12 protein-coding genes and 3 rRNA genes are annotated in these 14,380 nt (G+C 56.8%); all 15 read left to right on the top strand.

Annotated elements, in window-relative coordinates; genetic code table 11:
* Window positions 1-1,046 (top strand): 16S ribosomal RNA (locus tag C0398_08470); the annotation flags it as partial.
* Window positions 1,047-1,154: 108 nt separating this feature from the next.
* Window positions 1,155-4,126, top strand: a 23S ribosomal RNA gene (locus C0398_08465).
* 65 nt (window positions 4,127-4,191) lie between these two features.
* A 5S ribosomal RNA gene (rrf, locus tag C0398_08460) occupies window positions 4,192-4,307 on the top strand.
* A 417-nt stretch (window positions 4,308-4,724) separates the two neighbouring features.
* Window positions 4,725-5,063, top strand: coding sequence for a type II toxin-antitoxin system RelE/ParE family toxin (locus C0398_08455; protein ID MBA4366007.1), 339 nt, complete (start codon window positions 4,725-4,727; stop codon window positions 5,061-5,063).
* Between the two features lie 6 nt (window positions 5,064-5,069).
* The gene (locus C0398_08450; protein ID MBA4366006.1) at window positions 5,070-5,408 is read left to right on the top strand and encodes an XRE family transcriptional regulator; all 339 of its coding nucleotides are present in this window, start codon (window positions 5,070-5,072) and stop codon (window positions 5,406-5,408) included.
* Window positions 5,409-5,759: 351 nt separating this feature from the next.
* A complete protein-coding gene (locus C0398_08445) occupies window positions 5,760-6,074 on the top strand; it encodes a hypothetical protein (protein MBA4366005.1) in 315 nt (104 codons plus the stop codon).
* Window positions 6,075-6,473: 399 nt separating this feature from the next.
* Window positions 6,474-7,781 (top strand): ATPase, encoded by a 1,308-nt coding sequence (locus tag C0398_08440; protein MBA4366004.1) that lies wholly within the window; start codon window positions 6,474-6,476, stop codon window positions 7,779-7,781.
* 836 nt (window positions 7,782-8,617) lie between these two features.
* Entirely contained in the window at window positions 8,618-9,472 is an 855-nt protein-coding gene (locus tag C0398_08435; protein ID MBA4366003.1) for a prepilin peptidase, read from the top strand.
* Complete coding sequence (locus tag C0398_08430; protein ID MBA4366002.1) at window positions 9,447-10,703, top strand: hypothetical protein; 1,257 nt, start codon at window positions 9,447-9,449, stop codon at window positions 10,701-10,703. The genes C0398_08435 and C0398_08430 overlap by 26 nt, the downstream gene beginning before the upstream one ends.
* Entirely contained in the window at window positions 10,703-11,281 is a 579-nt protein-coding gene (locus tag C0398_08425) for a hypothetical protein (protein MBA4366001.1), read from the top strand. The genes C0398_08430 and C0398_08425 overlap by 1 nt, the downstream gene beginning before the upstream one ends.
* Window positions 11,274-11,933, top strand: a complete 660-nt coding sequence (locus C0398_08420) for a hypothetical protein (protein ID MBA4366000.1) — start codon at window positions 11,274-11,276, stop codon at window positions 11,931-11,933. The genes C0398_08425 and C0398_08420 overlap by 8 nt, the downstream gene beginning before the upstream one ends.
* Window positions 11,934-11,942: 9 nt before the next feature.
* Window positions 11,943-12,278 (top strand): hypothetical protein, encoded by a 336-nt coding sequence (locus tag C0398_08415; protein ID MBA4365999.1) that lies wholly within the window; start codon window positions 11,943-11,945, stop codon window positions 12,276-12,278.
* Window positions 12,279-12,302: 24 nt separating this feature from the next.
* On the top strand, window positions 12,303-13,385 hold the full coding sequence (locus C0398_08410) for a Xaa-Pro dipeptidase (protein MBA4365998.1): 1,083 nt from the start codon (window positions 12,303-12,305) through the stop codon (window positions 13,383-13,385).
* A 103-nt stretch (window positions 13,386-13,488) separates the two neighbouring features.
* On the top strand, window positions 13,489-14,049 hold the full coding sequence (gene efp / locus C0398_08405; GenBank protein MBA4365997.1) for an elongation factor P: 561 nt from the start codon (window positions 13,489-13,491) through the stop codon (window positions 14,047-14,049).
* Window positions 13,988-14,377: a hypothetical protein gene (locus C0398_08400; protein MBA4365996.1), complete on the top strand. Its 390-nt coding sequence runs from the start codon at window positions 13,988-13,990 to the stop codon at window positions 14,375-14,377. The genes efp and C0398_08400 overlap by 62 nt, the downstream gene beginning before the upstream one ends.
* Window positions 14,378-14,380 lie beyond the last annotated feature (3 nt).

The following is a 14,380-nucleotide window of genomic DNA, read 5'->3' as shown; positions in this document are numbered from 1 at the left end:
CTGGAATAAGCCCCAGCCAACTACGTGCCAGCAGCTGCGGTAATACGTAGGGGGCGAGCGTTATTCGGAATTACTGGGTGTAAAGGGTATGTAGGCGGCCTCACAAGTCGCGTGTCAAAGTCCAGCGCTCAACGCTGGGTTCGCACGCGATACTGTCTGGCTTGAGGACTGGAGAGGTGAGCGGAATTCCCGGTGTAGTGGTAAAATACGTAGATATCGGGAGGAACACCAGCGGCGTAGGCGGCTCACTAGACAGTTTCTGACGCTAAGATACGAAAGCGTGGGGAGCAAACAGGATTAGATACCCTGGTAGTCCACGCCCTAAACGATGGATACTTGGTGTTGGGGGGTTACCTTCAGTGCCGGAGCTAACGCGTTAAGTATCCCACCTGGGGACTACGGCCGCAAGGCTAAAACTCAAAGGAATTGACGGGGGCCCGCACAAGCAGCGAGGTATGTGGTTTAATTCGACGCTACGCGAAGAACCTTACCTGGGCTTGACATGCTTGAGAAAGAGCCAAGAAACTGGTCCCCCCATGACCGCAAGGTCATGGCTCATCCACAGGTGCTGCATGGTTGTCGTCAGCTCGTGTCGTGAGATGTAAGGTTAAGTCCTTGAACGAGCGCAACCCCTGTCGCTAGTTGCTAACCAGCAATGGTGCACCCTAGCGATACTGCCAGCTAAAAGTTGGAGGAAGGAGGGGATGACGTCAAATCCTCATGGCCTTTATGTCCAGGGCTACACACATGCGACAATGGTCGGTACAACGGGTCGCAACACCGCGAGGTGAAGCCAATCTCTCAAAACCGACCTCAGTTCAGATTGCAGGCTGCAATTCGCCTACATGAAGATGGAGTTGCTAGTAACCGCGGGTCAGCTACACCGCGGTGAATATGTTCCCGGGCCTTGTACACACCGCCCGTCAAACCACCCGAGTCTGTTGCACCCGAAGTTGCCCGTTGGGTGACGAAGGTGTGGCCGGTAAGGAGGGTTAAGTCGTAACAAGGTAGGTGTACGAGAACGTGCGCCTGGATCACCTCCTTTCAAGGAGCATCGTCTTTTGACCGTTTTCCGCTCACTGTCTAGTTTTGAGGGTGCAAACGCACCTTCACGCGGCTTCTTTGGTCCGCACCTTGAAAACTGTACGAGCCAATTACGTAAGAACGAGCAGTTGGTGGATGCCTTGGCGCACAGAGCCGATGAAGGACGCAGAAAGCCTGCGATAGTCCCCGGGGAGTTGCAATCAAACATTGATCCGGGGGTTTCCGAATGGGGCAACCCCTCCCACGCAGGTGGGAGACTCCTGTCTGAATCCATAGGGCAGGAGGGGGAATCGAGGGAAGTGAAACATCTCAGTACCTCGAAGAACAGAAAGCACAAGCGATTCCGTTAGTAGCGGCGAGCGAACCCGGAACAGCCTAAACCACCGTGACGCATAGCGTGCAGGCGTTGTCACGGCGGGGTTGTAGGACCGACCAGTCCAGGTTGCACCCTGGAGCGGGAGTCACAAACGCTCACGATAGTCGAACCCCCTGGAAAGAGGGGCCATAGCGGGTGACAGCCCCGTAGGCGAAATCATGAGCACTCCCGGGACGGTTCCTGAGTACCACGGGACACGAGAAATCTTGTGGGAAGCTACCACGACCATGTGGTAAGGCTAAATACTCTGGCGACCGATAGTGAACTAGTACCGCGAGGGAAAGGTGAAAAGAACCCCGGAAGGGGAGTGAAAGAGAATCTGAAACCAATTGCTTACGAGCGGTAGGAGCCCTATGTGGCGCAAGCCACAGGGTGACTGCATGCCTATTGAAGAATGAGCCGACGAGTTATTGCAACCAGCGAGGTTAAGGGAGATCCCCGGAGCCGCAGCGAAAGCGAGTGTGAACAGCGCGTCAGTTGGTTGCAGTAGACCCGAAGCCGGGTGATCTACCCATGGACAGGTTGAAGGGGCGTTAACCCGCTCTGGAGGACCGAACACGTTAGGGGAAAAATCCTATGTGATGAGCTGTGGGTGGCGGAGAAATTCCAATCGAACCCGGGAATAGCTGGTTCTCTCCGAAATGCATTTAGGTGCAGCGGCAGGTAATTAGTGTGTGGGGGTAGAGCACTGAATGGACTAGGGGCCTCACCAGGTTTCCAAACCCAATCAAACTCCGAATACCGCATATCTGTATCCTGCTAGTGAGACTGTGGGTACTAAGATTCATAGTCAAAAGGGGAACAGCCCAGACCGTCAGCTAAGGTCCCTAAGATAAACTGAGTGCTAGCGAAGGATGTGGGGTTACTCAAACAGCCAGGAGGTTAGCTCAGAAGCAGCTATCCTTTAAAGAGTGCGTAACAGCTCACTGGTCGAGTGATCCTGCGCCGAAAATGTAGAGGGGCTAAGTTTATCACCGAAGCTGCGGATTTCGCCCGCAAGGGCGGAGTGGTAGGAGAGCGTCCGTGCTGCAGAGAAGGCATACCGTAAGGAGTGCTGGAGCGCCACGGAGTGAGAATGTCGGCTTAAGTAGCGCATAAACGAGTGAGAATCTCGTTCGCCGGAAATCTAAGGTTTCCTGGGGAAGGCTCGTCCTCCCAGGGTTAGCCGGTCCTAAGGTGAGGCCGAAAGGCGTAGCTGATGGAAAACGGGTTAATAGTCCCGTGCTGCCATGCTTCGTTTGAAGGATGGGGTGGTACAGAAGGATAAGCTGAGCGCGACCGCTGGTAGTTCGCGTCTAATCAGCAAGGGTGGGGAGACTGGCAAAACCGTTTCCCCGTGTGCCTGAGCTGTGATGGGGAGCCGCAAGGCGAAGCAGCTGAGTTCATGCTGGCAGGAAAAACCTCTCACGAGAAGTATGGTGACCGTACCGCAAACCAACACAGGTAGATCGGGAGTAGACTCCCAAGGCGTGCGAAAGAACCCTCTTTAAGGAACTCGGCAAAAAGGTCCCGTAACTTCGGAAGAAGGGATGCCTCCGCAAGGAGGCCACAGGAAATAGGCTCAAGCGACTGTTTAACAAAAACACAGGTCTCTGCTAAGTCGTAAGACGACGTATAGGGGCTGACGCCTGCCCGGTGCTGGAAGGTTACAGAGAGGAGTCAAGGGGATTCGTCCCCTGAAGCCCTGAACTTAAGCCCCAGTGAACGGCGGCCGTAACTATAACGGTCCTAAGGTAGCGAAATACCTTGTCGGGCAAGTTCCGACGCGCATGAATGGCGTAACGACTTGAGCGCTGTCTCAAAGAGGGATTCGGTGAAATAGCAGTGCCCGTACAGATGCGGGCTACGTGTGGCAGGACGGAAAGACCCCGTAGAGCTTTACTGTACTCTGATATTGAAGTTTGGTTGTGGCTGCACAGGATAGATGGGAGACTTGGAAGCTGGGGCTTCGGCCTCAGCGGAGTCGTCCTTGGGATACCATCCTTCTTCAACGAGACTTCTAACTCCTCGCCCTCAGCGGGCTGGAGGACAATGTCAGACGGGCAGTTTGACTGGGGCGGTCGCCTCCCAAAGAGTAACGGAGGCGCCCAAAGGTTCCCTCAGGCTGTTTGGAAATCAGCCATAGAGTGTAAAGGCATAAGGGAGCTTGACTGCAAGAGAGACATCTCGAGCAGACACGAAAGTGGGGCTTAGTGATCTGGTGGTTGCAGCATGGAATGGCCATCACTCAACGGATAAAAGCTACCTCGGGGATAACAGGCTTATCCTTCCCGAGAGTCCACATCGACGGGAGGGTTTGGCACCTCGATGTCGGCTCGTCCTATCCTGGAGCTGGAGCAGGTTCCAAGGGTCCGGCTGTTCGCCGGTTAAAAGGGCACGCGAGCTGGGTTCAGAACGTCGTAAGACAGTTCGGTCCTTATCCGCCACATGTATTAGAGATTTGACGAGATTTCCCGGTAGTACGAGAGGACCCCGGGAAGTCGACCGCTGGTGTACCAGTTGTCCCGCCAGGGGCACGGAGCTGGGTAGCTATGTCGACATTGGATAAGTGCTGAAGGCATATAAGCGCGAAGCCAACTCGAAGACGTGATCTCTCATCGTCGCAAGACGAGGTAGACCCCTGGTAGACTACCAGGTTGATAGGCTGGAGGTGTAAGCGCAGCAATGCGTTGAGCTGACCAGTACTAATAGGTCGGGGACGTAATTGGCTCGTACAGTTTTGAGGGTGCAGGCAGCCTGCAGTTCCTTCTTGTTTTCATCTGAGACATGACTCTGGTGGTCATAGCGTCGGGGAAACACCCGTTCCCATCCCGAACACGGAAGTTAAGCCCGACACGCCGATGGTACTAATGGGGAAGCCCGTTGGAAGAGTAGGTCGCTGCCAGGGTCATGTCTTTTTCATATTCCCCCATGCTGTCATTCCCCCCCCGAGTATTTCAGTTCAATACGAGGGGTGCTCTCGGCGCAGGCGGGAATCCAGTCCGTCATCCGTCATTCCCGCGTGATTCTGTCATTCCCGCGCAGGCGGGAATCCATGCTTTTCTTGTCCCTCCCCCTTCATGGGGGTTTTTCCATATCCAGGGGGTTGCATCGCTGAACGGTGTCTGTCCCCTGATACACGTCCTTCCCGCGCAGGCGGGAATCCAGTCCTGTCCCACCCCACCCCTCCGTCATTCCCGTGCGGGCACTTGACTTCTCGGTGATTGTCATAACAATACTGGTATGTTCTTTGTTGACTGGCTGCTGGCGTGATTCTGATCGGTAGATCAAGGACGATGTCTCGGGAGGGCATGGTGAGTACTGGATGAAGAAGCAGTTCGTGTTGATTTCACCGGCAAGAGAAGAAATGGCGGAGCTGCCACTCGAATTGCGAGGTGAACTGTGGGAACTTGTTGGGTTTCTGGAAGAGAAGGGGACTCTCGCGTTTCCCCAGGGACGTATTGTCGATGAGGAGAAACGAATCTTCGAGATTCGAGGACACGATGACGGCCAACAGGCACGTATCCTATACTATTACTGGAACGGGGGCAACTTGATCTATGGTCTTGTTGTCTTCGTCAAGAAGACGAAAGAGACGCCACTTAAGGAGATCAACTTGGCACGCAAGAGGTTGGTGCAGGTCAAGCAGGGGATGTGGAGGTAGGGAGAGATGAGTACTACGAGGAAGAAAGCAATAGAGGAACCTCTCGTTTCCAGAGAGGTCATTGAGGCTAGCGAGCGTCTACGCAGGGAGACGAAAGAGGCTATTGCCGCTGATCCAGTTCTCTCTGTCAAGATGCAGGCTGTGCGGGAAGAGGCGGAAATCGCACTTCGTTTGGCGAAAGCAAGGAAGGACTGTGGCCTTACTCAGGCCGATCTTGCAGCTAGAATGGGGCGTACTCAACCACAGATTGCTCGCATGGAGCGGGAAGGATATCTTGGCAGCATTCGTTCACTCGCTCAATTCGCTGCAGCATGTGGGAAGAAGCTTACCGTAAAGCTGGAGTAGCGCGGCAATTGGCGTCAGCAGTGTGATAAGCTGCTGATCGTAGCCAAGCAGATAGACAACAATCGCCATGCGTGTCACAAGCGCACGGCGATTGTTGCTTTTCACTTGACGGTCAGACGAATGGGTAAACGGAAGCGTCCCAAAACATGACATGCACTGACTGGCCTCTCGCGGCCAAATCACAGAGCAACTACTACCGGCCCCAAGCCAGGCACGGTGTTCTCTTGACATTCACCACCCTTGAGTTATGTATTGAACGAAGGAATGGGAACACGCCGCTGAAGGAACTGCGAGTTGCCCGCTCGCGTAGGACGGCGTTGGAGCGACGTCTGCAGGAGGAGGAAGAGAGACATGAAGAGCATTCGTGATATGACAGCCATTACTGAAGCCTATCGGCAGGAAATCAAGAAACTCATCGAGACTGATCCCAAGGCAAAGCAGGTCTACATCGAGATGAAGGCGGAGCTGGCGGCGGCACGGCAGTTGCGTGAGCTGCGCAAGAGCGCTGGACTGACTCAGAGAGTCGTCGCCGACCGCATGGGCAGATCTCAGGAGTACGTATCGAAGATCGAGCATGCCGGATCTGATCTCGAGTACAGCACGATCGTCCGCTATGCATTGGCCTGTGGAGCCAAGCCCAGGAAACTGGAGTTTGATCCACTCTGACAGAAAGGCGCCTGTCCCCTGTTACAGTCCGTCATTCCCCCCCGAGTATTTCAGTTCAATACGAGGGGTGCTCTCGGCGCACGCGGGAATCCAGTCCTTTCTCGTCTCCCCCTTTCTTGTCCGGGGGTTTCTGCATATCCAGGCGCACGGGTGTAACAATCTGGCACCAAACGGAACCGTCCCCCGAAGCGTATCATTCTCCGTCATGCCCGCCAAGGCGGGAATCCAGTCCTGCCACTGTGACGCGCGCATGTTACAACAACTACGGCTGTCCCCTGTTACACACTTTTATGTCCTTAAAAGTGTTACTTTCTCCACTTTTCTGTCCTTAAAAGTGTTGCATCGGCGCGTCAGTCTTCTACAATGAATTGGAAAAGTCAGATCATGAGAGGCGACAACATGGACCGACATGCAATGAAGAAGCTGCAGGCGTGGAAGGGAGAGAGACACCGCAAACCTCTGATCATACGGGGGGCTCGGCAGGTCGGCAAGACCTGGCTCATGAAGGAGTTCGGCAGAATATGTTTTCGGAACGTCGCCTATGTGAACTTTGACAACAACCCACGGATGCAGAGTGTGTTTGAAGGCGGATACGATACCGCGCGTCTCATCAGCGCCCTGCAAATCGAAACTGGCGTCAAGATCACTGCCGATGACACTCTCATCATTTTTGACGAGGTGCAGGAAGTGCCAAAAGCCCTTACCTCACTGAAATACTTCAGCGAAAACGCACCGGAGTACGCGATTGTTGCGGCAGGTTCTCTGTTGGGTGTCGCCTTGCATGAAGGAACGTCCTTCCCTGTGGGGAAAGCGGAACTCCTGGATCTGTACCCCCTGAATTTCCGGGAGTTTCTCGATGCCATGGAGCATGAGCAGCTCAACGAACTGATTGGGAAGAGGGACGTCGCTCTGATCACCTCGTTCCGGGGAACCTATGTAGACCTGCTGAAACAGTATTACTACATCGGTGGCATGCCCGAGGCGGTGACGACCTATCTGGAGACACAGGACTTCGGGGCGGTCCGGCGACTCCAGAAGGACTTGCTGACCTTCTATGATCAGGACTTCTCCAAACATGCCCCCGTGGAGATCGTACCGCGGATGCGTATGATCTGGAACGCTGTGCCGACGCAGCTTGCCAAGGAGAACCGGAAGTTCGTCTATGGTCAGATTCGGGAGGGCGCACGCGCAAAAGACTTCGAGCTTGCGATCCAATGGCTGGAGGATTGTGGTCTCCTCACCAAGGTCTACCGCATCACCAAACCGAATGTTCCGCTGAATGCGTACATGGATGCCCGGTCCTTCAAGCTCTACGTCCTGGACGTCGGGTTACTAGGGGCCATGGGCGATCTCGACGCAAGGACATTGATCGAAGGCAGCAGCATCTTCGAAGAGTTCAAGGGTTCGCTGACAGAACAGTATGTGCTGCAGCAATTGATTTCCGATCTTAGGCTGCCCGCCTTCTACCATACGACGGAGAATTCTACGGGAGAAGTCGATTTCCTGGTCCAGAGAGGGCCAAACGTGATCCCTGTCGAGGTCAAGGCGGCCGAGAACCTGAAATCCAGGAGCCTGCGGGCGTATTGTGACAGGTACGCTCCGAGGTATGCAGTCCGGACTTCCCTGTCGAACTTCCGAAAGGAATCATGGCTGGTAAATATGCCGCTGTACGCCATCGCGTTGTTGGACTCCATCGAAGAGTTGTAGATGGAAGCGCGGCAACAACAGTACCATGGAGAAATGATATGCGGCTGCTCGCGTACTAGTGATCGCAGCCGTGTGCAACGTGGAAGGGAGACGATGGACAGCACCTACAGAAACGGAACGGTCCCGAGATAGTTGCAGTCATCTGCGCATGCGGGAATCCAGTCGGTCACCCGTCATTCCCGCGAAGGCGGGAATCCAGTCGGTCACCCGTCATTCCCGCGAAGGCGGGAATCCAGTCGGTCACCCGTCATTCCCGCGCAGGCGGGAATCCAGTCCTGCTCCTGCTACAGGCATGTTACAACAACTACGTGTGACCCCTGTTACACCTGTTACACAGGCATCGCCTCCGTCATTCCCGCGAAGGCGGGAATCCAGTCGGTCACCCGTCATTCCCGCGCAGGCGGGAATCCAGTCCTGCCCCCACTACGAGCATGTTACAACAACTACGTCTGTCCCCTGTTACACAGGCATCGCCTCCGTCATTCCCGCGCATGCGGGAGTCCAGTCGGTCATCTGTCATTCCCGCGAAGGCGGGAATCCAGTCCTGCTCCTGCTACAGGCATGTTACAACAACTACGTCTGTCCCCTGTTACACAGGCATCACCTCCGTCATTCCCGCGCAGGCGGGAATCCAGTCCTGCTCCTGCTACAGGCATGTTACAACAACTACGTCTGTCCCCTGTTACACAACAACTACGTCTGTCCCCTGTTACACCCCCTCGTCAGGGGGTTTTTCTATGTCTAGGAGGCGCAGGTCTTGCATTTTGCACGTCGTTGTCCAGACTATGTACAACGAGCGGCGGTGTGTGCTATACTAGCCCACGACTGGAAGTCGCATGCAGCGTTCAGAGGTCGTATGGTGCTGTTCTGAGCGTACAAAGGAGTGCAGAGAGGATGGATTGCTTGTGACAGGCTTGCTGGGCGCAGTTCCCGAGGTGGTGTTTCTTGCCGTCTGCTTCATTGCCGGCACCTTCATGGGGAGTTTTGTCGGCGTCCTCACCTATCGCATACCACGCGATGAACAATGGGTCAAAGGGCATTCCGTCTGCCCGGCCTGTGGTCACCAGCTGGGCGTCCTCGACCTAGTCCCGGTGTGGAGTTATGTGTTTCTGCGCGGCCGTTGCCGATACTGTCATGCGGCGATCGGAGCCCGGTATCTCTGGACCGAGGTGTGTACCGGCCTGTTGTTTGTCGGTCTGGGCTGGGGTCTGGGGTGGAGTGTCGATGCCCTGAAGTTTGCCATCATGACGGTCCTTGCGCTGGCGGTCGGGATCATCGACTTCGAAACAGGCCTCGTGCCTGACGCGGTCGTCTTGCCAGGGACCGCCATCGGTCTGGTCTTCGGCGCGCTTGCTGGATGGCATGGTCTGCTGGGAGCCGCAGGTGGAGCGGCAATCGGTGCGGCGTTGTTCGCGCTGATCATCCTGTTCTCGAGAGGCGGCATGGGATGGGGTGACGCGACTCTGGGACTCATGCTCGGTGCGTTCCTGGGCTGGCGCCTGGCTGTTGTTTTTTTGCTGCTGGCCTTTATCATTGGGGCGACTGCTGGCGTTGTTCTGATGGTGTTCTTCAAGAAGAAAGGAAAGGATTCGATGCCCTTCGGTCCCGCTATGGCCGTGGGGGCATATGTCGCGGCTGTTGCGGGAAACGACCTGATCACCTGGTATCTGGCAACCCTGTTCCACAGGTAGACGTCTGACGGTCGAGCGCATAAGGAGGCACCCTGTGTTTGGGCTAGCAAACAAGGCAACACCGATCATTGGAGTAGATATTGGGTCGAGCACGATCAAGGTGGCTCAGTTCAAGCGAGACAAGAATGGACTGAGTCTGGTCAACTTCGGCGTTGTTCCAACACCCGAGGGATCCATTGAAGAGGGAAAGATCGCCAAGGGCGATATCATCAGCGAAGCGCTCGGGTCTCTGCTCTCACTGCACTCCTTTGTGGGCAAGCGCGTGTCGGCTTCGGTCTCGGGCCAGCTGGTGACGGTCAAGCAGGTCACTGTGGATGAGATCCCCCGCCAGCCCCTTGGGGACATCGTCAAGTGGGAGATGGAGAAGCACATCTCCTATCCCATCGAGGAGGCGGTGTTCGACTACCAGGTGCTGTCCCGATCTCAGACGGACGATGGTGGCGTCAAGGCAAACTGCCTGGTCGCCGCCGCTCCCCTGGACATCGTCAATGGCCTCATGGGAGTCATCCGCAAGACACAGCTGGAGCCGGTGTTCATCGAGGTGGAACCCTTTGCAGAGTTGCGCCTGGTGGACTATGTCTCCTACAAGCGGCCCGATCTGGACGCAAAGACGATTGTCATGGTCAACATCGGGTCGACCATTACGTCCATCAATGTTGCGGACCAGTCCATGATCCGGCTCACGCGCATGATCCCGTTCGGAGGGGCGCGGATTTCGCAGGCGATCGCGTCAGCTCTGGGCATCAATACGGAGCGTGCGGAAGAGCTGAAGCAGGAGTCCGTCAACGTGAACCCGGATGCCAATCTCGAAGCCAACTCCGAGGCAGAACGCGCCACGTCGGCAGCTCTGCCCATCATCGACGAGCTGGTCCTCGAGATCCGTCGGTCCCTCAACTACTATACGACACGGTTCGAGAGCGACCGCCCCCTGCACCTGATCCTGTCGGGCGGTACGGCCAATCTCAAGGGTATCGCCGATTATGTCGAATTGTCGACCGGTTTCACGGTCGAGTTGAACCGTCTGCTGCTCGACGTTGCCAAGTACGACCCAAGCATGTTTGCCGAATCCTATCTCAATGAGATGGCTCCCATGTTCAGTGTGGCTACCGGCCTTTCGCTTCGTGAGTTTGAGGCGGCGGCTGCCAGAAAGCACTCTGGCCGGCACCAGGCCAAGCCTGTTTCAGTCGGCGAAAGCCTTCTGACGTATCGCCCTGGTTCGGAGGGACTCTAATGATAACCATCAACCTTGTTCCACACGCACGGAGGCGGAGACAGACACGCCTCACCCGCGAGGACAAGACGCTCATCTTCGTCGTGGTTGCCGTCCTCGTGGTGCTCGCCGCATCATATGGCTATGCAAGGTGGACCGTCCAGCAGACGACAAACCATCTGGCTGATCTCAACGCGCAGATTGCCGCTTTGGGCGGCGAGCAGAAACTGCTTGACCTCAACAGGGCGCTCGCCCAGCGCTCGCTGGCAATGGAGGCCAACCTTGGGACGGCCGTGCAGCTGCAGGTCAATACGAACCAGCTCCTGGATGATCTTGCGAAGGACCTTCCCAAAGCCTGCATCGTGACCCAGACGGACATCACGACCATTCCCGGGACCGTCGAACTTTCTGTCAACAGCAGTCAGTTCGTCGACCTGGTGCGCTTCTTCAATGCGCTCAGCGCCGACCCGAAGTTCAAGGACGTGCACATCAGCGGCTATCAGATTCCGTATGCCACTGGCACGGTGGTTCAGGGGCCGCAGGCCAAGGCGACCATGAACTTGACGTTGACATGGGTGGGAGGAGGCAAGAATGGGTAGGAACATTCCGATCAAACTTGTCGTCGTGATCCTTCTGCTCGGCATCATCTGCTTCTTCTACTACCGCTACGGGCTCAGCCCTCAGCTGGTCCAGCTCCGGGACCTGCGCGATCAGGTCACACAGGCCGACGCGAAGCTGTCCACACTCAAGGAGGTCCAGCGGCTGCACGACGCCTTCGTGAGGCAAAACGAGTCCTATTCGGTCTGGATCGACCAGCTTGCACAGGTTACGCCCGTACTGTTCGACCAGCACGAGCATACACGCTTTCTACTCGACCTTCAGGCGGTCGGCAAGGCCGGCGGCATCACGTACACCAGCATTCAGATTTCGGATGCCTCCATGGGTCAGGGTCGCGCTGCCGCTCAGCCGGCGGAGGTGAAGCTTGCCAAGACCGTCGGCGTCACGATGAACTTCACCGCCAAGGATTACGCGACCATGCGACGGTTCGAAGAGACGTTCCGCACGAAGTTCAAGTATGTCATGGTTTCCTCGAATCTGACCGTCTCGCACGGCACCCTCGGACTGCCCGGTCAGGGCAACCCGTATACCTGCTCCATGACGGCGTGGATGGTTCTGAGTCCTGACGCGACGATTGTTGGTGCGCCGGCTCCTGCAACGCCGGCTGCTCCTCAGCCGGACACGCTGCAATAGGAGGCTGTGATGGCACAGAAAGCAGTAGCAAAGACCAAGGTTCAGACGGTTCCGGCAGGCAAGAAGGTTGCGCCGCGTCCGCGGAAGCAGCCCAGAGTCAAGATTTCGGCGGGAACCTGGATCTTCATCGTGATCCTGCTGGCCAGCTTCTCCGTCTGGAATTTCTACTTTCTGCCTCGCATGGGGCTGACGCCTACCACGCCTACCACGCCTCAAGTGTTCCAGGTGGCTCAGCACAAGAATCTTGACCTCGTCAACACCCAGCTCAAGACGAGACAGACGTTCCTGACCGTGGCCACGCAGCCGATCCCCGGAGAGACAGGCAAGACCAATCCATTCGAATAGACACAGGCTTCAAGGAGACGCAGGATGGAAAACTCGTACTACGAACACAGGATTGAACTGCTGCAAGAGCGCATGTCCGGCGCGAACGTGGACGCCTTCTTCACGCTTGCAGCTCCCAGCATGCGGTATCTGACCGGTTTCACGGGCGAAGAGGGGTACCTCCTCGCGCTCCAGGGCGCCATGCACCTTGTCGTCGACGGCCGGTTCACCACACAGGCGCGTGAAGAGTGCCCCTGGGTGGACATCATCGAATACACTGGGCACTTCAGCAGGTCGATTGCGAACCTGCTCGTCGCGGGCCATGCCCATTGGCTCGGGTTCGAGAAGGAACGCGTTTCCTTCGTTCAGGCGGAACAGATGCGTTCGGCGTTTCCGTCGGTGACCATGGTCCCGACCGAGGGCGTGGTCGAAGGCATGCGCATCGTCAAGGACAGTCGCGAGCTGGACATGATGCGCGCTGCGGGGCGTGTCGCGGACAAGGCGTTCAACGCGATGATCGGCCAGTTGAAGGCCGGCATGACCGAGAACGAAACGGCCGCGCTGCTGGAATACGAAATGCGGAAGGCGGGCGCCCAGGGCGCCAGTTTCCCGACGATCGTAGGATCGGGCGCTCGAGGGGCACTCCCGCACGGGGTCGCTTCCGGCAAGGCCATCCAGAACGGCGATGTCATCGTCATCGACTTCGGTGTCAACTACGAGGGGTACATGAGCGATTGCACCAGGACCGTGGCGCTCGGTGAACAGCCTGCCGACGTCCTGGATGTCTATGGAAACCTGCGTGGAGCACAGCAGCTGGGTCTCGACTGCATCAAGGCGGGCGTGAGCTCCCGTTCCGTCGACACCGCCGTGAGAGGCAAGCTCGACGAGAGCGGACTGGCGCAGTACTTCACCCATGGCCTGGGGCATGGGGTGGGGCTCGAGATTCATGAAGCGCCTCGCCTTTCCCAGGGGACCGACACGGTGCTCGAACCCGGGCAGGTCGTCACCTGTGAACCGGGTGTTTACCTTCCTGGACGCTACGGCATGCGCATCGAGGATTCGGTCATCGTGACAGCGACTGGGTTCGAGTCATTGACCGAGCTGCCGAAGGAGCTGGTTCTCCCCTGAGTGCCCCAGAGTGTGGCGGTGCAGAGGGCGTGAACGCTTGACGCAACGCTGGTTGGCGTGTACAATAGCCGCGATTGACAGCCTAGTACCAGGAGGTTAGACGTTGATTTCTGCCAATGAATTGCGCACGGGTGTCACGTTTGAGATAGACGGTCAGGCGTTTGCCGTCATTCAGTTCACCCACATCAAGCCCGGCAAGGGCTCCCCATTTGTCCGCCTCAAAATGAAGAACCTCATGACCGGCAACGTCGTCGAGCAGACCTTCCGTCCGGACGAGAAGGTCAAGAGCGCATATCTTGAGCACAAGAAGATGCAGTATCTCTATGACGTCGACGGCATTTACACCTTTATGGACTCCGCGACCTACGAGCAGATCGGCCTGACCAGGAATGACCTTGGCGATGGCGCCAACTATCTGATCGAGAACATCGTGGTCGATGTCGTCTACTTCCTCGAGAAGCCGGTCAGCGTCGAGCTGCCCACATTCATCGAGGCGACCATCACGCACACTGAGCCGGGTATCAAGGGCGATACCGCCACGGGCGCCAACAAGACCGCCGAAATCGAGACCGGGTTCACGCTCCTGGTGCCGCTGTTCGTCAATGAAGGCGACAAGGTCCGCATCGACACCCGCAGCGGAGACTACCTCGAGAGGGTCAAGTAAGCACATGGACAAAGTCCTCATCACTGACGTTGCACTGGAGTCTCTCATCGTCCACGCCTGCCTGTCTGTCGAGGGCGTGGAGTCGATGTGGAAGGGTCTCAAGGAGCACTTTCCATTCTGGGACCGCGAGGGTCGCGAGCCTCATGGTGTGAGCATCACGCGAAGCGGCCTTGAGCTGACGCTCGACGTGTTCATTGTCGGACGATTCGGGACGGACCTTCGCAAGCTTGCCGGCAGTGTGCGGAGCGCTGTCGCCAAGGAAGTTGAAGCCTCCACTCCGTACCACATTCAGGAGGTCAACGTCCATATCGCCGACGTGCGGGCCTGACGC

Source organism: Coprothermobacter sp. (assembly GCA_013824685.1).
Lineage (GTDB): Bacteria > Caldisericota > Caldisericia > Cryosericales > Cryosericaceae > Cryosericum.
The sequence above is the reverse complement of the archived record's forward strand: the minus strand, read 5'-3'. Positions and strand labels throughout refer to the sequence as shown.

Coding starts and splice junctions, on each gene's coding strand:
- C0398_08425 (MBA4366001.1), top strand. CDS start 10,703: ATGATAACCATCAACCTTGTTCCACACGCACGGAGGCGGAGACAGACA.
- C0398_08415 (MBA4365999.1), top strand. CDS start 11,943: ATGGCACAGAAAGCAGTAGCAAAGACCAAGGTTCAGACGGTTCCGGCA.
- C0398_08400 (MBA4365996.1), top strand. CDS start 13,988: ATGAAGGCGACAAGGTCCGCATCGACACCCGCAGCGGAGACTACCTCG.
- C0398_08435 (MBA4366003.1), top strand. CDS start 8,618: ATGCAGCGTTCAGAGGTCGTATGGTGCTGTTCTGAGCGTACAAAGGAG.
- C0398_08450 (MBA4366006.1), top strand. CDS start 5,070: ATGAGTACTACGAGGAAGAAAGCAATAGAGGAACCTCTCGTTTCCAGA.
- C0398_08420 (MBA4366000.1), top strand. CDS start 11,274: ATGGGTAGGAACATTCCGATCAAACTTGTCGTCGTGATCCTTCTGCTC.
- C0398_08410 (MBA4365998.1), top strand. CDS start 12,303: ATGGAAAACTCGTACTACGAACACAGGATTGAACTGCTGCAAGAGCGC.
- C0398_08440 (MBA4366004.1), top strand. CDS start 6,474: ATGGACCGACATGCAATGAAGAAGCTGCAGGCGTGGAAGGGAGAGAGA.
- C0398_08455 (MBA4366007.1), top strand. CDS start 4,725: ATGAAGAAGCAGTTCGTGTTGATTTCACCGGCAAGAGAAGAAATGGCG.
- C0398_08445 (MBA4366005.1), top strand. CDS start 5,760: ATGAAGAGCATTCGTGATATGACAGCCATTACTGAAGCCTATCGGCAG.